The 20797-nt window shown below is 55.4% G+C and carries 13 protein-coding genes and 1 tRNA gene; 8 read left to right on the top strand and 6 right to left on the bottom strand.

Annotated elements, in window-relative coordinates:
• Positions 1 to 132 precede the first annotated feature (132 nt).
• The 4 genes from OHL21_RS19835 to OHL21_RS19820 all read right to left on the bottom strand — a co-directional run bounded on the left by OHL21_RS19835 (position 133) and on the right by OHL21_RS19820 (position 4932).
• Entirely contained in the window at positions 133 to 1233 is a 1101-nt protein-coding gene (locus tag OHL21_RS19835; protein WP_263419040.1) for a beta propeller repeat protein, read from the bottom strand.
• Between the two features lie 41 nt (positions 1234 to 1274).
• Positions 1275 to 2534, bottom strand: a complete 1260-nt coding sequence (locus OHL21_RS19830) for an ABC transporter permease (protein WP_263419039.1) — start codon at positions 2532 to 2534, stop codon at positions 1275 to 1277.
• Positions 2535 to 2597: 63 nt separating this feature from the next.
• Entirely contained in the window at positions 2598 to 3545 is a 948-nt protein-coding gene (locus OHL21_RS19825; protein ID WP_263419038.1) for a carbohydrate kinase family protein, read from the bottom strand.
• A gap of 133 nt (positions 3546 to 3678) precedes the next feature.
• Positions 3679 to 4932 (bottom strand): ABC transporter permease, encoded by a 1254-nt coding sequence (locus OHL21_RS19820; RefSeq protein WP_263419037.1) that lies wholly within the window; start codon positions 4930 to 4932, stop codon positions 3679 to 3681.
• Between the two features lie 57 nt (positions 4933 to 4989).
• On the opposite strand from OHL21_RS19820, the gene OHL21_RS19815 reads away from it, so the two are divergent.
• The 3 genes from OHL21_RS19815 to OHL21_RS19805 all read left to right on the top strand — a co-directional run bounded on the left by OHL21_RS19815 (position 4990) and on the right by OHL21_RS19805 (position 7762).
• Entirely contained in the window at positions 4990 to 6396 is a 1407-nt protein-coding gene (locus OHL21_RS19815; RefSeq protein ID WP_263419036.1) for a glycoside hydrolase family 125 protein, read from the top strand.
• A gap of 145 nt (positions 6397 to 6541) precedes the next feature.
• Positions 6542 to 6630, top strand: a tRNA-Leu gene (locus tag OHL21_RS19810).
• Positions 6631 to 6961: 331 nt separating this feature from the next.
• Positions 6962 to 7762 carry a hypothetical protein gene (locus OHL21_RS19805; protein ID WP_263419035.1) on the top strand — a complete coding sequence of 267 codons (801 nt, stop codon included), beginning with the start codon at positions 6962 to 6964 and terminating at the stop codon, positions 7760 to 7762.
• Here OHL21_RS19805 and OHL21_RS19800 read toward each other — a convergent pair whose 3' ends face one another.
• A complete protein-coding gene (locus OHL21_RS19800) occupies positions 7763 to 8470 on the bottom strand; it encodes a hypothetical protein (RefSeq protein WP_263419034.1) in 708 nt (235 codons plus the stop codon).
• A 225-nt stretch (positions 8471 to 8695) separates the two neighbouring features.
• Between OHL21_RS19800 and OHL21_RS19795 the strand changes: the two genes are divergently transcribed.
• The gene (locus tag OHL21_RS19795) at positions 8696 to 9376 is read left to right on the top strand and encodes a DUF2971 domain-containing protein (protein WP_263419033.1); all 681 of its coding nucleotides are present in this window, start codon (positions 8696 to 8698) and stop codon (positions 9374 to 9376) included.
• A 482-nt stretch (positions 9377 to 9858) separates the two neighbouring features.
• Here OHL21_RS19795 and OHL21_RS19790 read toward each other — a convergent pair whose 3' ends face one another.
• Positions 9859 to 11136 (bottom strand): hypothetical protein, encoded by a 1278-nt coding sequence (locus OHL21_RS19790; protein ID WP_263419032.1) that lies wholly within the window; start codon positions 11134 to 11136, stop codon positions 9859 to 9861.
• 330 nt (positions 11137 to 11466) lie between these two features.
• Here OHL21_RS19790 and OHL21_RS19785 point away from each other — a divergent pair, with 330 nt between their 5' ends.
• The 4 genes from OHL21_RS19785 to OHL21_RS19770 all read left to right on the top strand — a co-directional run bounded on the left by OHL21_RS19785 (position 11467) and on the right by OHL21_RS19770 (position 20441).
• Positions 11467 to 14913, top strand: coding sequence for a TonB-dependent receptor (locus OHL21_RS19785; protein ID WP_263419031.1), 3447 nt, complete (start codon positions 11467 to 11469; stop codon positions 14911 to 14913).
• 156 nt (positions 14914 to 15069) lie between these two features.
• Entirely contained in the window at positions 15070 to 17043 is a 1974-nt protein-coding gene (locus tag OHL21_RS19780) for an alpha/beta hydrolase (protein WP_263419030.1), read from the top strand.
• A gap of 212 nt (positions 17044 to 17255) precedes the next feature.
• On the top strand, positions 17256 to 18572 hold the full coding sequence (locus tag OHL21_RS19775; protein ID WP_263419029.1) for a right-handed parallel beta-helix repeat-containing protein: 1317 nt from the start codon (positions 17256 to 17258) through the stop codon (positions 18570 to 18572).
• A 216-nt stretch (positions 18573 to 18788) separates the two neighbouring features.
• Positions 18789 to 20441, top strand: coding sequence for a glycoside hydrolase family 28 protein (locus tag OHL21_RS19770; RefSeq protein ID WP_263419028.1), 1653 nt, complete (start codon positions 18789 to 18791; stop codon positions 20439 to 20441).
• Positions 20442 to 20797 lie beyond the last annotated feature (356 nt).

Below are 20797 nucleotides of genomic sequence, written 5' to 3'. Positions count from 1 at the left end.
CGACGGACAGGTCTTCGCCAGAGCATTTTCCCTGTAGGTGCAGAGTGGGGCTTCCGCATCTATGGGCGTTTTCCGCAATGAAAACGCCGCTGCACGCCTCTTCCGGGATACCCCAGGAACAGGGAAAATGCTCTAGCGATCCGAGCGCATCGGCTTCTTGGGAAAGTCAGCGGGATTGAGTCTTCCGATGCGGCCCTTTGGTCCCACAACGAAGGGAAGCGAGAGCGCGTTCCAGTCATTACTTCTCTCGGGATCGGCGCCAACCGATTGCCAGGTCCTTCCGTTGTCATACGAGATGTCCGTGCCATTTGGGCCGACGGTGAGGAAGGCTTGCAGGCGATTCGACCATGCGACCGAACTGCGGTAGCCGTGCGGAGGCTTCGTCGACAGGGTCCACGTTTTGCCATAGTCCGAAGACCAGGCTGCGGTCCTTATCGGCGATTCTGGGGCTTTATAGTCGCCGCCGATGGCTACTAACGTTTTCTCCGGACGGAAGGCCAGGGAAAAGATACCTGCGGTGGAGACTCCCTGTGCCATCGGAACCTCAACCTTGTCCGTGAACTCCTGGCATGGTCTGCACATGGCATTGCTCTCTTGGCGGAGGCGATAGACGTACGCGTGTTCCGGAGTATCGCCGGCCCACCAACGCGAGTACTTCCAACCGGGCTCGTGAACATCATTTTTCAGGATCAGCAACGTTGAATTGCTGGCGGCGAAGCTGGAGATTCCACGATCCACTTCGCGATTCGAAAGAGACATTTCAAGCTCGGGTTCAGCATCGTCGAGCGCGCGAATCTCCAGCATGACACTCTTACCGTTGATCGAATCTCCCATCACCCAGACGTGATCGCTGGAGTCGCTATGGAGTGCATCCCAGAAGCCTTCAGGTTCGGTATTGGTGATTGCGAGCTTCCAGTGTTTACATCCATCACCGGTCTTGTAGATGCGTGAAGCGTCTCCCTTACCGCTGGACATCACAATGGCTGTCTTGTCGTCAAAGGCTTGAATTCCACGGAAATCAAGCTTCTCTGCGCCCAGAGGAACAGCGCACGCCAACCAGTGTTCACCAGCGTCAACGGTGCGCAGTACCGTGCCGTTTGTGCCTGAGGCCCATGCAAGACTATCGCTTACTGCGTAAATGCCGCGGAAGCTGGCAGTAGAGTTTGACTGCTGTAGCGTGAACTGGGCGGAGGCTGTGGCTGTAAGAAGCGCGAGAGCGAGCGAGAAGCGCATGAACCACGTTAGCAGCAGACGCGGCTCATCTCCAGACGCTACTACTCATGGCGCAGCGCATCGACTGGATCGAGGCGGCTGGCGCGCCAGGCTGGCAGAAGGCCAGAGACCAGACCCACAACCGCCAGGATGCCGAAGGAGATCAGCGCGATCATCAGGTTAGGCCGGAGGATAATATCGCCTTCACTGTTCGCCGTCTTGTACATATCTGAGTAAAGCGGCATGGGCGGGATGATATGGGCGATGGCGATCGCAACGAGCATTCCTAGTATGCCCGCAAGGAAGGTCAGGGTCAGGCTTTCGAGGAGAAACTGCGCGAGGATATCGCGCCGTCTGGCGCCGAGCGCCTTCTGCAGCCCGATCTCACGTGTTCTTTCTGTTACGGAGACCAGCATGATATTCATCACACCCACGCCGCCAACGCCGAGTGTCATCGCTCCAATGATGCCCAGCAGGACTTCAAGCGCAGTAGAGAACTGCATGATCTCACCCGAGTCTTCAATCGTGTCCCATGTAGAGAAAGCCTTATCGTCAGCAGGATTGAAGTGGTGACGCGAGGCAAGAATGGCGCGAACAGCGCTGGTTGCCTTCTTGTGCAACTCAGGCGAGAGGGGCTGATAGACCAGCGACGAAGGATCGCGGACGTTCTCCAGATCGCGCAGTGTAAAGAAGGGGAGGAAGACGTTTTCGTTATCCGGACCGTTGTTGGAGGAGTCCTGAATCTTATTCCTTAGTACGCCGATCACGGTAAAGGTTTGTCCGTTCACCTGGACGGTCTGTCCCACAGGCGGATATCCGTTGAAGAGCTTTTGTGCGGCATGTGGTCCGAAGATCGCCACCTTGCGATGCTCTGTGAAGTCATCCGGCGCGAAGTATCGGCCTTCCTCCACAACCAGCTTGCGCATGCCGTCGTAGGGAAGCTCAACAGCTTTGACCTGGATGTTCACCGCCTTGGCGTTCCACTTGAAGCTGTACGACGTGTCGTTCTCGACCGAGAAGGCGCGGATTAGCGGCATCTGTTCACGGACCGCGTCGGCGTCTTCGGCCGTAAGGTGGATTCGCTTGCCGGACCGTTCGCCGCCGGCCTGCATGGAGGTCTGTCCGCCCCAGCCCATGATGACGTTGTTGCCGATGCCGAGAAAGCCCATCAGGATCGTCTGCCCGAGAGCTGCGCCATAACTGATGAGCAGGACGACGGTCACCAGGCCCCAGGCTATGCCGAGCATGGTCAGGCCCGAACGCAGACGGTTGCGCAGAAGCGACTGGATCGATTGCTGAACGGTTTCCTTGATCTGCATCATGGCGCGTGATGCAGGATACGCAGATCAGGGGAGAGGAGTTCCCTCGTAAGGTGGTACGGAGAGTCAGGCGTTTACGGAATCAAACGAAAGCGACGGATAACGTTCATCTGCGGTGATCAGAGCTTCAATCGCATCGCGGGAGTCGATGGCTCCGCGGGCTCCTACGGCCGTGCAGTTACGTGCTGCGGCGGCGCAGGCAAAATCGAGCTGCCGGGTCAGAGCCCAGTCCTGCAGCATGCCGTAGATAAAGCCTGCATGGAAGATGTCACCGGCGCCCGTCGTGTCGACAGCATGGACACGGTAGGCAGGGCGGTAGCAGAAACACTTTCCATCGAAGGCAAGCACACCGTCTGGTCCCAGGGTCGCGGCGGCGAGAGTGTTTCCGTAACGGCGCTGCATCTTCTTGAGAGCCGTCTCAAGGTCAGGCTCGTTCATCAGGCGGGAGGGGAAGTCCCGGCTGACGATCAGGTAGTCAATGTTGACGAGAAGGTCGTCAATCCCAGGGAACTGAAGGTCGAGATCCGCAACGACAGGAATGTTCGCTTCACGAGCCCACTGTGCTGCTTGGGTGGCTGCGGCTGTGTCCTGCCCATCGACATGGAGGGCGCGGGCATCGGTGATCCACTCGCGGCGGATCTCCTCCGGCTTCAGCGTCAGACGATCATCGCGACGGACGAGCACCGTGCGTTCACCACTTGGATCGACCAGGATGAGTGATTGTGGAGAGTGGGAATCGGGTACTGTCACGATCCTGGTTTCGACGCCGGCATCGGCAAAAGCCCGATGGTGCAGATCGGCTGCCTGATCGTCTCCCAGCTTACCGACATACCGAGTGGTGAGACCCCAGTTCTGGCATGCAACTACGGTGCTGGCGACCTGACCGCCGGGAAGAACAACGGAATGGTGATATTCCACCTTGGAGCCAAATACGGGGAAGGTAGGAAGGGTTAGGACGGTGTCAGTAGCATTCAGGCCAACACCAACCAGGTCGACCTTCCGAGTACTCTCCATCCTTCTAGTGTAAACGCCGTTAGAGCATTTTTCCTGTAGGTGTAAGGCAGGGCTTTTGCATCTATGGGCGTTTTCCTCAATGAAAACGCCTCTGCACTCTCCTTCCGGGATACCCAGTAACAGGAGAAATGCTCTAGTCGGTTCGGAGGCATTCCATTGGGCTCAGCATTGCGGCTCTCCGCGCGGGATAGGTGCCGGCAAACAGCGTTATCCCGGTAAGTGTCAGCAGGGAAAGCACGACGGCGATTGGCGAAATAACCGGATGCGGCACAAAATCCGGCATCGGGATATAGCGCATCACAATGCAGACACCGGCTCCGAGCAGGAAGCCGATGGTACCGGAGACCAGGGTAATGATGGCCGACTCTGCCAGGAACTGCCTGTGGATATCGACGGCGCGGGCGCCCAGAGCCTTGCGGACACCAATCTCCCGGGTACGCTCGGTCACAGCCACCAGCATGATGTTCATCACCCCAATACCGCCCAGCGCCAGGGTAAGCAGGGCTACGGCTCCCAGAAAGATGGTCATCACGCCAAAGATGCGATCCACGAACTTCGCGCCCTCAAGCGTGTCCCATACCCAGAGAGCCTCTTTGTCATCGGGATTGAAGTGGTGGCGCTCACCCAGGATGCGGTAGACCTCTTTGACTGCGGCCTCATGCTTGTCGGGAGAGACCGGTTGGACGACGATATCGTTCAGCCATCCCGGAAAGACTCCCTTGCGCGCGGGCGGGAAATCACGTTCCATCGACGAGTAGGGAACGAAGAGCTGTGTGCCGTCCCGACCGGACCCATACGACCCGTTTTGTTTCTTCTTCTGGAGGATGCCGATCACCACGTAGGGATAGCCCGCGATGGAGATCGTTTGTCCAACCGCCTGGTTCGAGCGAAAGAGCTGCTGCTTGGTGTCGTCGCCCAGAAGAACCACGCGAGCGCCGTCAGCCTCATCGCGTTCGGTCATCAGGCGGCCCTCTGAGACCTTGATGGAGCGGAAGGCCTGATACTCCGGCCATACTCCGCGGACAGCACGGTTAGCGGCGTTGTACTGTGAGACCTCGTTGACGGTTCGGTTGATCTCCGGAGAGACATGCTGTACCAGCGCTGCCTGGTCTCGTATGGCGACCGCATCACCATATTCCAGCCGGATATCGCGTCCGGCGACGTAGCCACCGGCCTGCGCTCCGGTCTTGCCGCCCCAGATGATGGCGATGTCCGTACCTAATCCCTTCATGCGCTCATGCTGGTCTTTGCTGAACCCAATGCCTAATCCAACCAGCAGAATCACCGAGGTGATGCCCCACACGATGCCGAACATAGTGAGAAAGCTGCGAAGCTTAGTAGCCCACAGTGCGGCGATCGTTTGCAGGAAGATCTCGCGAATCGGCATGCCAGATAGGTACGATGTCCATGGCTGGAAAGTTCCAGATGGAGCAGAATCTAAGATATGCATTGGACACGCAGAGAAGTGGTGAAGCTGGGGGCTTTTGCACTGGCAGGGCAGAGCGTTGGACGGCAGGCAGAGGTGCTGGATCGCAGGCCGGCGCCGGCAGACCGGAAGTTTACGTCGGAGGCCGTAGAGCGATATATCGCCGAGACCGCGAAGCGAATCAACGATCCGGAGCTGCGTCAGCTTTTCATTAACTGCTTCCCCAACACATTGGATACGACTGTTCAGCCGGGAACAGCGGAGGGTAAGCCCGATACGGTGGTGCTGACCGGCGATATCCCTGCAATGTGGCTGCGGGACTCCTCCGCTCAGGTGTGGCCTTACGTTCCATTGGCAAAGCAGGATGAGAAATTACGCGCTCTGCTCGAAGGCGTCATCCGTCGCCAGGCTCGCTGTCTCCTGATCGATCCGTATGCCAATGCCTTTATGGCCAACCTGGATGATCCGCCGCTGGAGTGGGGCCGCTCTGACCAGACCGAGATGAAACGCGGTGTTGGCGAGCGCAAGTATGAATTGGATTCGTTGTGCTATCCCATCCGTCTCAGCTATGGCTACTGGAAGACGACAGGAGACACGAAGCCATTCGATAACGCCTGGGCAGAAGCCATGCGCACCGTCGTGCACACCATGCGGGTACAGCAGCGCAAGAACGGCGATGGACCGTACACCTTCCTGCGTAAGTCAGACCGCTCGACGGAGACATTGCCACGGGCCGGCAAGGGTAATCCGATCAAGCCGGTGGGGCTCATCTTCTCCGGCTTCCGCCCGAGTGATGATGCGTGTGTCTTTCCGTTTCTGGTGCCGTCGAATCTCTTTGCGGTGACTTCACTACGCCAGCTCGCCGAGATGATGAACACGATCGTGCATGACAGCGCAACAGCGCAGGAGGCACAGAGCCTCGCTGCCGAGGTTGAAGTTGCTCTTCGGCAATACGCCGTGGCGAAGCTCGATACGGGCACGATCTGGGCCTTCGAGGTGGATGGTTTCGGCAGCCAGTTGTTGATGGATGATGCCAACGTACCCAGCTTGCTGGCTCTGCCGTATCTCAATGCATCTCCGGATGCGGCGATATATGCGCGCACACGTGCCTTTGTGTGGAGCGAGCGTAATCCCTGGTTCTTCCGCGGATCGGCAGGGGAGGGAATCGGCGGACCGCATATCGGCGATGACATGATCTGGCCAATGTCGCAGACCATCTATGCACTGACCAGTACTAAGAAGGAAGAGGCTGTCAGTGCGCTGGCAATGTTGAAAACAGCAGCCCGTGCGACCGGCTTTATCCACGAGAGCTACTTCAAGAACGACCCGGCAAAGTTCACCCGCTCGTGGTTTGCCTGGGCGAATACTCTCTTTGGCGAGATGGTGGCTCACCTGGTTTACGACCATCCGGATTGGATCGCTTAGTTGCGATAGAGCATTTTCCCTGTTGCTGGGTATCCCGGGAGAGGACTGCAGCGGCGTTTTCATTGCGGAAACATCTGCAGATGCGAAAGCCATACGCTAGACCTACAGGGAAAATGCTCTAGTTGCGATAGCATCTAAGAGGCGTGCCCGGATGGTGGAATCGGCAGACACAGCGGACTTAAAATCCGCAGCTCTTAACGGGGCGTGGGGGTTCAAGTCCCCCTCCGGGCACCAGAATTTCTTTGGGAACGCCCCGTCTGTCCCCGCATTCCCGTCTGTCCCCGCATTCCCCTGCATTCGCCGCATTTCTGTCAGTGTGATGACTGCGTGCTTGGCGATTGCGCGAGCTGCACCGACGAGTGCCCCGAATGCGATGGCGACTCCTGCGAAGGCTGCGTTGCGGCGAGGGCCGACGCGGAAGAGCTGGCAATCCTGAAGGAGTTAGCGGTGTCCCTGAAGTCCATCACGGGCTGACAAGCGGCAGGTCCACGAACGCGAAGACCATCGTTGGGTCTAGCTTTTTTTGCAGCTGCGGTAGGATTGGGGGAAATAAGGGTGACGATGTATGCCGGTAAGTATCTGCAAGCTGTGCCTCCAAAATCGGGTACTCAAAGATAGCCACCTGCTGCCTGCGGCGTTGTATCGGATGTCTCGTTGGGAAGGTTCGGCGAACCCAAATCCCATGCTTATCTCTTTGCGCGGTCGGGTTCAAACCTCGAAGCAAATAAAGGATTACGTCTTCTGCCATGACTGCGAGCAGCGCTTCTCTCGCAACGGTGAACGATACACAATGTTGCAAGTGAACCGAAAGGAAGGATTCAAGCTCCTTCAAACACTCCAAACTTCAACCAATATGAAGTCAGCAGGCGGGTTCACGTTCTATTACGAGACATCAGCACTCGGAGTCGATCGGCGGAAGCTTGCGTATTTTGCGATGAGTGTCTTTTGGCGGGCGGCAGTGCATCTTTGGCATCGTCCCGAACAGAAAGAACCGATAATGCGCCTAGGCATGTATGAAGAGCCTATCCGCAAGTACCTCATGGAAGAAGCCCCGTTCCCATCGGAAATGGCGATCCTTCTTTATGTTTGTACCGACTACCATGCTCAAAATGTCTTTTATGAGCCGAGCCAAGGGAATATGGAAATGCCATACACCTGGACATTTCAAACTAGGGGGCTCAATTTTTGTCTCAGTGGAATGGAAGGAATGCCCCCGCAGTTGGCTGGAGCCTGCTTGATAAATGGAGAGAAAGAGGTCATCGTCGCGCGAAGCTGCGAAGAGAAGATCCTCGACGCCACAATGAAGATCATGATCGAGGCAAGTAAACGTGGAAATCATGACCCGCGGGGCGCTAAGAAACCTTGATTATGCGCGATAGCTCTCCGGTGGAAGGCTTCCGTCTTTGTTCTTGTCGAGGATCGGCACGGCTATGGCATAGACAGTGGCTCTGAATTGGTCAATATTCGGCATCCGATTGAGGTCGAGATTGAGTGATATAAGCCCTGGGAGATCATGGGTTGCGAGAACAATGAAGGACGCGATGCTCGTCAGATAATCGGCAACTTCGGACTCCATCATGGAAACGTAGTTATCTTGGCGCGGCGGGGTAGCGGCCCACAGGGTTATGCAAGCCGCGGAGTTCTGCGCCGCATACCGGGTTGGATGAGCGAGCGTAGTGATCGCGCTCCATCGCTTGGCGAACTCAGCGCCGGCAAACCCAATCTTGTCAAAATAGGCTTCATTCCGCTTGTGCTCGGCTTTCCACGTGCTATCGAGTTCCCCTCTAAACCAAATGGCGATCTTGTTCCGGATGCTTTTGTCGTCAAATCGAAACGTCATCAGGAGATCGCGGGACTCAAGAAATCCGCGGATGAGCACCTTCATGCTGTCGCGGGTTTGTGGCTGCAACAGGCCTCCCATGCCGCAAAGTAGGGAAATAGATCTGAGAGCCAACAAAAAACAAGCCGACACTTGTGATTCCTCATCCTTGCGATATTCTTCGTCGGCACGTCTCGTAAGCTCTACTGCTAGCTCCTTCAGCACGCCTGGTGCTGCCAGCAAAAGTTCGTTCATCGTCTAATGTCCTCCGCACCATCGAACTTTGACGCCATTCGAAGGCTGGTGAGTTCCCCCGAGCACCCGTTCCAGTTCGTCGCAGGACCCCCAATCGTTTTATCACTCCCAGATATGAGGTCGCATAGACTGCCCAATTCGCGCCACGTTGGCCCGTGTGGCGTCAGTGGCCTTCAGGGTGGGGAAAGGAACGGGCCGTCAGGCGTGCTATAAGAGGACTCGACCATGAGTAAACGCGTTTACAAATTCACACGCGCGACGCACGCTATTAGCTCTCTAAACGAGAAGCGGCTCAAGCTATCAACGATAGCTGACCTGAATGACCCATTTGACCTTTGTCCGCTCGATACTACCGATCCGGAGATTTCGGAGGCGGTGGATATCGTCACCGTGAATTTCTGGAAGACGACAGGCATCCTCTGCTTTAGCCGGAACTGGGACAACCTTCTACTCTGGAGCCACTACGGCGATTCTCATAAAGGCATCTGCCTCGGTTTCGACATCTCTGACGACGATCCCGACGGCAACTACGACACCGACGTCCACTACCAGCCGAATCTTCTGCAAATCCGTCGCCCGGAGGATGTGCTCGACGTCGCGAATCGACTACCTCGCACCAAGCACGAGAGCTGGAGCTATGAACAAGAGGTTCGGATGTTCGTCGACCTCGGCGATCCTCCGGATGCGAATGGGCTTCACTGGATTGAATTCAGTCCGCACCTAGTGCTAAAGGAAGTCATCATCGGTGCGCAGTGCTCTCCAATTGACAGCCGGAAGGTAGAGGAATCAGTAAAACCCTATGGCGACGCTGTGAAGTGCTGGTGGGCAGGCATGCGCCGAGATGCTTTTCTCTTGATCAAGGAAGACCATCCGCCATATTGGCATGCGATAGTAAGTCGCCGGTGAAGTCGTCGGAGAAACTCCTCAAAGTCGTCCGGCACGACTTTGATCGTCCTCGGGCGCGGGTATAAAACGCTGTCGGGCGATGCGATGCCGTTTCCCGGATGCGCCGGAACGGTCATTTTTCTTTTCAAGGTTTCTCCGAGATTGCGTGTCCGAAAATGCTAAAGTGCCTCACAGGAGACAGATCATTGCAACGCCCAACTTGTCTTGAATGTGGCCAGCCGATGGAAGAGACCTCTTCACGCAACCCCAGTTAGTTACAGAGGATGGGAGGGCATGGGATTGCCAAGCGTCCTCGCGCTGCTTTCAGTGGGCGCCAGAGGGTGTGGGCGGGCCGATAGCATCCTGTCTCGTTTGGGAACTCGAGGCCGCGTAGGCTCCTAACTAGGGAAACTTGGGGACGAAACTTGGGGACAGACGGGACGTAACCTAGGTAATTTCTAGCGATGGGACGACTTGCACAAGTAGTGAAATCGACGATTGCTCTAGCGGACATCAAATGCCAGAACATGTGGCGGAGCGGGGCGCTCACCGATGACGTCTGTCGTAATTACGATTTCGACCTCATGCTTTTCCCAGCCCGGGGGAGCAAGCTTGACGAATTCGTTGAAGTAGCGAGGGTTCGTAACGAATTCACTTGCTGCTACCGTTCCGCTTGGTCCGATTCCGGCGATGATGAGCTCCGTTTGCTCGGTGATAGGACTTTTTATGCGGCTCACCAAGGCATAGTCTTTATGAACTTCAGCCGGAGGTGACCTTAGATCAATCCGCCAGGACGCTTGCGTCGGGCTGCGGGTGTCGCGGATCGAACCCACCTGGCTAACCGTATCGCGCACGAATTGGAAGCGGTACTTCGAGAGCAGCTCTTGCGTCCAATGATTATTGAAAGCGCCGATGATGACGGCGGGTTCGCTGCGCAGGTCTGTGAGTGTCGCGTTGTCCGCCAGCAAAACGGAACCGTACCGGCCGCTCCCTCCCATGTACCCCACGATCCGCGCCAGTGCCGCGACATCTTTGCCCGACACGTGATCGCGAGCGGCCAACATGCGGTTGACATCTTGAGGCAGAGTCGGTGACTGATCAGCGATAAGGTAGTTGAGATCTCCAATGCAAAGAATGGTGTCCGAACCGCTGCTTAATAGCGGCTGCCAGAATACATCCAGGTCGTTGGAACGCCGGTGTTCATGGGACCATAGGAAGGCAGCCGAAATCGCGAGGAGAACAAGCGCTGCGCATGCAACCGCTATCCAGATGTGATTTCGTTTCCCCGTTTTTAGGTCGTACGTTGCAGAATCGAAAGCGGGAACCGTGAATTCCGAAGCGGTGTAGCCATTGCTTACTGGGGAGAGCTGAATTCCGGGATCCGGTTTGGGCATCTCATAGACCGGCCCGTCATCTACCCCGCGTGGCCTGTAAAACGTAGGGACATAGGAACCCGGCGGTAGCTCGATGCGGAGTTCACGCTCGTGGCCAGGTTGAATGTAGTACTGAGCGAGACGCTTGCGGATCTCGCCGGCCGCTACCCTGACGATCGGATCATTGGAGAGATCGTAGTGTATCTCCCGATCGAAGACTTCGATCCCAATGGTGCGTTCCTTAATGTCTTCCGCGTTTCCGGATAGGGTCTTATCGACCACAAAGCGGAGAAATCTCGGGTGACGCTTGCTGCTTCGGAATGGGGAGCTCACAAGAATCCGTTCCAGTTGCGAACGGATTTCCTGCTCCGTTAACTGATCGACGGCTGCGATCACATTGTCGTCCATTCTGGCTTCTCGTCACCGGAGGGTCTGCCGAGCGACCCCTTTGCAACCTCGTCCCATCAAGGAGCAAAGGATATCGCTGCCAAACCGCTTTGCGCAATTGGAGGTCAAGTGGACTTTCCTGCCCATCCTTAGAGGTAAATTACCTGTCGTGCCTCAAATTGCAAGTTCCATTATATCTATGACTTGCACGAAGTAAAGCGCGAGGCCTACCGTTACGCACCTTTCATCGGATACCTGCAATCACTACTGTGAGCACCACCCTGAGAAGTTCGAAATTTCAATCGAGCTCGATGCAGTAGGAGAAGGATTCTTTTGAGAGGCAAGACCTGGATGAATTTCAAATCACATGATTGGGTGGCTGGAGCACTTCTTGCCATCTGTAGCGTGACAGCCGGTGCCCAGACTATAACCGGCGGCGTGAATGGAACGATCACTGATCCGTCAGGCGCTGTGATCGCCGGCGCACGGGTTACGGCCGTGAATGTCGCCACAAATATAGCCACCACTGCGAAGAGCAACCAGCAGGGCGTATATAGCATTCAGTTTCTGACGGTGGGCAGTTACACGGTCAAGGTTGATGCCCAGGGCTTCACCTCAGCCACTCTTGGGCCATTCACACTTGAGGCCGGTCAGATCGCCAAGTTTGATGCCAGGCTTGCCGTGACGGGAGAAAATTCAACAGTCTCTGTGAACCAGGGGCTGGTGCCCCTGCTCAATACGGAAAATGCAGAACTGGGCACGATTCTGGACGCCACCGCAATCGATAGCATCCCCCTGCCGGACCGGAACTTTGCGGCACTCGCCCTGCTCGCGCCCGGAGCCATTTCGACCAACCCGACGAGTTTCACCGGCGCTAACGCAACGGAGCGTGACACGATTGGGGGCTCGTCCACCTCAGTGAACGGCAATCGAGCACAAACGAACAACTATAGGCTCGACGGCGTCGAGATCAACGAAACGATCAATAATGCCATCGGTTATAACCCGAGTCCCGACGCGCTTTCTCAGGTCCGGGTTGTTTCCGCGAATGCGCAGGCAGAGTACGGCAACGTGAACGGCGGTGATGTGATCGCCCTGCTCAAGAATGGTACGAACGAATTTCACGGCAGTGCCTTCTACTACGTGAATAACTACAGACTCGCCGCAAACTCCTGGGCCAATGATTTTAATGGGATTCCGAAGACAAGCTCCACGAGCAACATCTTCGGCGGCACGCTGGGCGGCCCTATCGTAAGGAATCGCCTGTTCTTTTTTACCGACTATCAAGGTAGCCGTTATCACGCCGGCGGGATGGCAACAGCCACCGTGGCAGACGCCCTGATGCGTCAGGGCGACTTCTCGGAATTGCTCAATCCCACCATCATGTGCCTTGGGACTTCGACCTGCCCTCATCGGTACATACAGCTCTACGATTCGCAGAATGGATATGCTCCCTTCGTAAACAATCAAAATGTGCCTCTCACCAACCCGGTGGCGAAATTCTTATACTCGCATCCCGAGGTTTACCCATTGCCAAACCATCCAGCGAATCCAGGCACGCCGATCGCAAATAACTATATGGGGCCTACGAAGACGCGCACCTATAACGATCAGTTCGATTTTCGTCTCGACTACAAGCTCAGCGACAAAGATAGCTTCTTCGGTAGTTATAGTCAGAGCGTCGCTGGCGATACCCGAACCAGTCCTCTGGCGATTACATTCCTTGGCGCGTCCTTCTATCCAACGCGCGGCTTCAGCGTGAACTCGATCCATACGTTTACACCCAATCTCCTGAACGAATTGCGGGTTGGATACTTCCGTATTGTCTGGGATCAGGGTGTTCCAAATGACACGACGGGAGTGTTTGGAAATCATGGCGATGCAACGGTTGGCATCCTGGGAGGCAATCAGGCGCCTGGGTTTGCGCAGCAGGCCGTCAGCGGAATCACGAGCCCGGGAAATAACGGCACCTATTCCGATAACGTGATGAACAACTTCACCTATGGAGACAACCTGACATGGCAGAAGGGAAGGCACACATTCAAATTCGGTGCACAGTTCTTCCGTTATCAGCAGAACATCATCTATAGCGGCGTGAGTGGAGCGGAAGGCGTGCTGACCTACAGTGGTGTCTTCTCATCGAATCCGTTCCTGCCCTCGAACAACAACACGCCACTCGCCACTGGCTACGGTCTGGCCGACTTCAATATGGATCGTGTGTACTCGGTGGGCCGAGGCTCCGTAGCCGGCTATGTTGGTCAGCGCCAATGGCGCGATGCAATGTTTGCGCAAGATGATTGGAAACTGCTGCCGAATCTCACGCTCAACCTCGGCATGCGATGGGAGTGGGATCAGCCAATCTACGAGGTAAATAACAAGCAGTCAAACCTGAATCTGCAGACCGGGCAGGTGGAGATCGCAGGGCAGAATGGAAATAGCCGTGCGCTCTACAACTCGGTCTGGACGAATTTCATGCCTCGCATCGGGTTCTCGTACAACCCACTGCGACGGTTTGTTCTGCGCGGCGGCTTCGGCAGCACCATCTTCATGGAAGGGACGGGGGCGAATCTTCGCCTCATTATCAATCCACCCTTCCAGCCTTCCATTACCTACACAGGCGCGGCGCCGGCCAGCCTTACCAGCACTGGAGCATTTACGACTGCCGAGACTGCGTTTTCATCGAACAGCGCTGCGTGTTCGTTCGCAACCAACCCATCGTGCGGCCAGACATTTCGCGTTTGGACACAGACTCTGCGGCCATCCACGATCAACGAATTTAGCCTGACGACGGAATATCAGCTGAGCAATACGGCATCATTCCAGATCGGCTATGTCGGCGAGACCGGCGTGCACCTCATCAGCGCAAACAACGGTAACCAGCTTAGCCATCCATGTTTTTCTGGTTCCACCCTGCTGGCCTACAACAGCGCAGACTGTTTTGCGGTCAACAAGGCTCCGTTTTATCAGTTGGTCGGCCAGAGCGGGCTGGTACGTATTACCGATTCTGAAGGCATGATGAACTACAACGCCCTGCAGGCTACTTTCCGGCAACGTCTTGCTCATAACCTGCAGGCTACGGCGAACTATACATACAGCCGAGCGATGACCAATGCGACGGGATTCTTTGGCAGCAACCTTAATATTCAAAACAACACTTCGTTCCCGGAAGACCCTGCCAACAGGAGCCTGGAATATGGCCCTGCTCCCACGGATAGCACAAACAGCGTGAATTTCCATTTCACGTATCTCATGCCGTTTGGCCGCAGCCAGCGCTTTGGCGGCAATATGAACCGTGCTCTGGACGAGGTCGCAGGAGGATGGCATGTCTCCGTCTCCGGGTACGCCTATTCGGGCTTCCCGGTTACGTTAATCAGCTACACAAATAATGCCGGTGTGAATTCGCCACAGCAGCGCGCCCTGCATTATCGGCGCCTCGTTATCCATCACCGGACGCTCAATAACTGGTTCGGCGATGATCCTTCGGCTACGGGCTGCAGCACGCAGGGAGCGGACAACGGTACTTGCGCGTACGGCGTACCTGCACCGGGTACGATCTCCCCGGCGCATCCCTATTCCGAGCGCGTCCCCGGTTATCAGCAGTATGACGCTGCCGCCTTCAAGGACTTTGCTACGGAGCACGGTCAGACTCTCTCGTTCCGTATCGAGGCATTCAATGTGTTCAACATCCCCAGTTACGGCAACCCTGTGGCAACGGTTGGCGCCAATACGTTCGGCCAAATCACAAGCACGCGGTCTGCGCCGAGGAACATACAGCTTTCGGCGAAGTATAAGTTCTGAGCCGAGAACGAATGCCCCTCCGGGCGTGGCGGAAAGATTGTTTGCCATGCACCGGAGGGGGAATTGAGAAGAACGGCGGCCATAGCTCGAATGGCTTATGGGCACTTTGCGATCGATCGGTTCGAAAACCACTTACCTAAGATGAGGACCTTTGTGATGATCCGTACCCTCGTAGGTTGTCTGTTTGGTGTGATGATAGGTATCTCGGCGTGCGGTCAGACAGCGGCAAAAACCGCGCCGGACTATTCCGCGCAAACCGATGCCTATCTTGCCAACATCGCCAGGCAGGATCTTGCAGCCCGCCGTAAAGAAGTGAGCAACATCAAGGATGGAAAGGGCGTAATCGCCCGACAAGCCTATATCCGGCGTATGTTGCTTCAGGAACTTGGTGGGCTTCCCGAAAGGACGCCACTGCACGCCCAGGTTACCGGAACCATCGAACATCCGGATTACGTGGTGCAAAAGCTGGTTTATCAAAGTCTGCCTGGCTTCTACGTGACCGGGAGTGTCTATGTTCCAAAGAACGCGAAGAAGCCATTCCCAGCGGTGTTGGGACTCGCGGGGCACAGTGGAGATGGTAAATCCTTCGCCGGGTATCAGACGGTATGGGTCTCCCTTGTAAGGAGAGGATTTCTGGTTTTGGCCATTGATCCTGTCGGACAGGGCGAGCGCATCGAGCATCTCGATCCAACAACCCGCCGGCCGTTGCTACAGATTGGCGGGACACCGGAGCACATGGCTGACGGCCTGCCTGTGCTGCTCACAGGCACGAACATTGCACGGTATTTCATCTGGGATGGCATGCGTGGCATCGACTATCTCCAGTCCAGGGAGGATGTGGACAAAACACGAATTGGCGTCGCAGGGAACTCCGGAGGCGGCACGCAGTCTGCGTATATCTCCACGCTCGATGAGAGAGTCGCCACTTCCATCATCTCGTGTTATCTCAGTGCCTGGGATGCGATGTGGGCGGATCCAGGACCGCAGGATTCCGAACAAGTATTCGATCATTTTCTAGCTGACCATCTCGACTATGCAGATTTTCTGACGAACATCGCTCCCCGGCCCGTTGAAATGGAAGTTGCGACACGTGACTTTTTCCCGATCGCAGGGGCGCACGCAACGTTTGACGAAGCACGGCACACATTCGACCTCTTGGGTAAGACGGATAATCTTGCACTCTTCGAAGCGGATGATCCTCATGGATGGTCGAAGCCGCGGCGCATTGCCGCATACACATGGCTCTCGCGCTGGCTGAAGGGGAGCCCTGGTTCTTCGGAAGAAGCAGACGTGGAGGTGGATAGCCCGGCAGCTCTGAATGCCACTGTGACCGGCCAGGTTCTCACAAGTTATCCCGATGCCCAGACCGTGCAATCCCTGAATGCCTCTCTGGCGGAACACCTACGGTCAAGGCCTTTTCAAGGGAGCCCGGCAGAGCTTGCTGAACGGGTGCGACAGCGCTTGGGCCTTCCAGAATTCGTGAAGGAGCCGGATGTGGAAACGACAGGCACCTACACGCAAGGGACTCTGACGGGAAAGAAGCTGGAGATCCACACAGAGCCTGGCATCACCGTACCGGCTCTTTTGTTCGAGCCTTCAGGGATGGCGGCGCGCAGGCCTGCAATTCTCTACATCAATCCCTCCGGCATGATGGCGGATACCGTGACCGAGGGCCCCATTCAGAGAATGGTTGAGCAGGGCAATGTCGTGTTGGCAATCGATCCGCGCGGTTGGGGCGAAAGCGCGACGCCCAACCGAATGATCTCCGGTTATCGGAGCGATTACCAGCTCGCGATGCACGCGATCCTGGTAGGCAAGCCGGTTCCAGGCATGCAGACGCTGGACGTGTTGAGCGCGTTTCGCTATCTCAGCTCGAGACCGGACGTCGATCCGAACGCGATTTCGTTACACACTTCGGGTTTTGCCTGCAACGTCGGACTTTTCGCGGCGACGATTGAACCGCACATCCATACAGTAGCGTGCGATAAGCAGCCGATGTCCTATCTCGCAATGACCCAATTGCCGCTCTTCAAGATTTCACCCGAAGTGATTGTTCCCGGTGTGTTGCGCGACTTTGACGTTCCAGATCTCACACGCGCCCTTGGCTCACGGGTCCGCATCGAACCCTGACCCCATCTCAATTCACCGCGCTCAATGACACAGGATTTCCGTGAAGCGAAATCTGTACCTCTCGGCGAAGGCCTTGTTTCACTTTGGCTGCTTGTAAGTAATGTGCATCACCGGATGTCATCACAAATGCTTTTCCGATCTGACAAAGACGGCACGTACATAGCACGAATGATTCATGCAAATACGCATTTCATCCAAGAGGAGACGCAGAAATGAAGAAGCTTGAAACATCTCGGAGAAAGTTCCTCGGCCAATCCGGTTCATTGGCTTTGACCTTACCTTTGGCGGCGGCAATCCCCGTTGCGGTAGAAGAAGTCGCATCGCCCACAAAAGTGGAAGCAGCATCAGAGCAAGACGTCCGCCAGCCTATCCCCAACAGAGTGCTGCCGTCGCGGGCAATTGGAACGGCGTCCGTGATCGTCAGTGGTCTCGATACTACGGAACAATTAGATTGTTCGGGTGCTATCCAGACTGCGATTGACAGTTTGGGATCGAACGGTGGAACGGTCATCATCCCCTGGCAAAAGACGGCAGGAAAAAATCGCTGCATCTACATGATCGATCCGCAGGCGAATGTAGTCGTAAGCGGCTCGACCTCTTATGGGATTCGGCTGAATTCCAATGTACGTCTTCAATTTAAACCGGGCGTGAAGTTGCAGGCGATGACAATCAATCGAGACCCCAGCAAGATCACTAACCGGGCATACATGATGTATGGTGTTGGAGTCCACGATGTTGAGATTGCCAATGGATGGCTTGTTGGAGAGCGCTATACCCATGTCTATTCTGGTCTTAGTACCGGAACGGATGAGTGGTGCCATGGAATCCAGCTTCTCGGAGTGACTGGCGTAACGATCCGAGGAACAATGGTTTCAGATTGCACCGGGGATGGCATCTGTATTGGTAGCAACAGCGGTGCTGCCCCGTCTGACGTCGTTCTCTGCGATGTGGTTTCTACGGGGAATCGGCGGCAGGGTTTGAGTATCACTGCAGGCGATTCCATCTCCGTCTATGACTCGGAGTTCAGCTATACCAGCGGAACAGCTCCCGGAGATGGCATCGATATTGAACCGCAGGGAACAGACAATGTAAGCAATGTCACGATTGACAACTGCGTTCTCAGAGGCAATGCAAGCGATGGCATTCAGTTATATGCAGTCGGCACCAGCATCACCAATGTGAACATTCTTAACTGTTTGTTTACCTATAACGATTGGGATGGTATCGCAACCCAGGTCGGCACCAACGGAGTCATCGACACTGGAACGGTCTATGGCAACGCCTTCTTTCAGAACGGTCACTATGGTGTGGAGTTAGGGTCGGGGACCGCGAACTATACGGTAGGCGGGCCTGGTCAGAACGGTACCTGGAGCAATAATTTTGGTAACAACCGCATTCAGCCCAATTCCGCTGCTATCAATTACCCCAATCTGACGCAGAAGGATACCAATGGCTATGTTGTGGGAACCGACATACTGCTGGGTGGTTCCGGCAACGTTGTCCAGTGGAATAGCTACTTTACAAAATAGGAGATTCGCGACTATTTCTTCAGAATGGCCTGCGTGGGGCATCAAATCCCACGCAGGCTGGAGTATTTTCCCTGTGAGGGTAGTCCAGAGCATCCGCATCTATGGGTGTTTTCCGCAATGAAAACGCCGCCGCACACACTTCCGAAAACCCAGCAACAGGGAAAATGCTCTATTGCCGCCATTTGAAAGATTGTGATGAATAGAAGACAGATGCTCATGTTGACAGGTGCTTTCGCATCGACTGTACAGGGCCACACAGTTGCGTCCGAAACACCACACAGTGGAGTAGTCCCCTCGCTCTTCGATCCTATGCATTTCGGCGCAACGGGGGATGGTAGGACCCTCGACTCATCCGCAATCAATGCTGCGATTGATGCCTGCGCGCGGTCCGGTGGTGGCGTCGTCTATCTTCGGCCCGGCGTCTATAGATCTGGCACGCTCCATCTCAAAAGCAATGTCACGTTGTATCTCGAAGCCGGCTCTGTGATTCGAGGAAGCTTAGAGCTGAATGACTACGATGAGGTTGGTGAGATCTTTCGCACTGGAAATACGAAGCCAAGATCTTTGATCTACGCCAAAGAAGCTGACAATGTATGCCTCGCCGGCCCGGGGCGGATTGACGGTCAAGGCTCCCATTTCTGGCAGCCTTCCGGTAGGCCGCCGGCAAGCGCAGACAACGAATGGGCGGAAGTGGCTTCGCTTGCGTGGAGGCCCAAGGATTCCGGCCGCCCGAGTCCGATGCTGCAGTTTGTCAAATGTCGCTGGCTGAAAATCGAGGACCTTCGCATCGAAAACTCACCCGGCTGGACTGTGAGCATGATCAATTGCGAGAACGTGTCGATTCAGGGGGTAACAATAAAGAACCCAATAACCGGTATCAACACAGATGGTTTGGATATGGACGGTTGTCAGAATGTATTTATTTCAAACTGCTCGATCGAAACCGGAGATGATGCCATCTGTTTGAAAAGCGAGGACCCTACCGGAGAAGGCCCGCGGTTAGCACGAAATATCACTGTTACCAATTGCGTTCTAACAACATGTTGTAACGGCTTCAAGATCGGAATCGGATCGATTGGAGGTTTTGAAAACATTACCTTTTCCAACTCCGCGGTCTATAGCGATCCCGGCGCTCTCAAAAATAGAGTGATCTCTGGAATTGCCCTGGAAGTTGTTGATGGCGGATGGATCGAAGGGGTAGCCATTTCAGGGATTCAGATGCAACGCACGAGAACACCGATCTTTATACGCCTCGGCGAGCGTTCGCAACCGCGTACGTCTGTGCGGCCTCGTTTGCGCGGGGTAATGATCGATGGTATTCAGGCATCCGAGACGGTTTTAGCGAGCTCCATCACTGGGGTTCCGGAGCTTATGGTTGAGGATGTGTCGCTCTCAAATATTCGAATAGAAAATGTATTGCCGGCTCGACAGGAGTGGATAGGGCATGTTGTTCCTGAGATGGAACGTGGATATCCGGAGGCGCGGATGTTTGGAATGCTACCGGTTTCGGGACTCTATGCGCGTCATGTCCGTGGGCTCAAATTAGCAGACATATCGCTCGCGGCAACTGCAGGAGAAACTCGACCGGCTATTATGTTTGACCAGGTGAACGGCGCACGGATCACCGGATTCACAAGCGCTGCGATCGTCGGAGCGGAACCGCTCATCAAGGTTACGAACACAAAAGATACGTGGATATCCGGAGCATCGGCGCCCGCCAAAACCGGCCTCTTTCTTGCGGTCGAGGGCGCAGCCACAGATGGACTCGTGGTTTCAAATTGTGACCTCCATCATGCAGAAAAGGGAATTCAGATTGATGGCAGCGTGCTACCGAGTGCTGTGTTCGCAAGCGGAAACCTGTCCACATAGAAACGACAATATCGATCGGGAACTGGCCACAACGTTCAGAATGTCTAATCATCGCGTGAATCCGGTCAACGGTTCGCCGCCATAGTCACCCAATTCGTTCGGGCCATTTCCGCAGGCCGTGTGTCCGTTCGGATGGGCATATTTCTCTTACATGTTTCGAAAGTAAATAACTGAAAATAAAGGGTAATCGACAGACTTGGCGAAGTTGAAATCCGCGGACCCGAAAGGTTTGTGAGGCAACTCGCCTCTGGGCACCACAGTGATACAGCGTTATAGCTGGCACGCCATCAGCGATCTGCCTCGGTCGGTCTCCCTTGGGAAGCCGGGTGGGGCGCTCCAAATCTTGACGCTTATAT

The organism is Terriglobus albidus, assembly GCF_025685425.1.
GTDB lineage: Bacteria > Acidobacteriota > Terriglobia > Terriglobales > Acidobacteriaceae > Terriglobus > Terriglobus albidus.
This window is presented reverse-complemented; position numbering and strand designations above follow the sequence as displayed.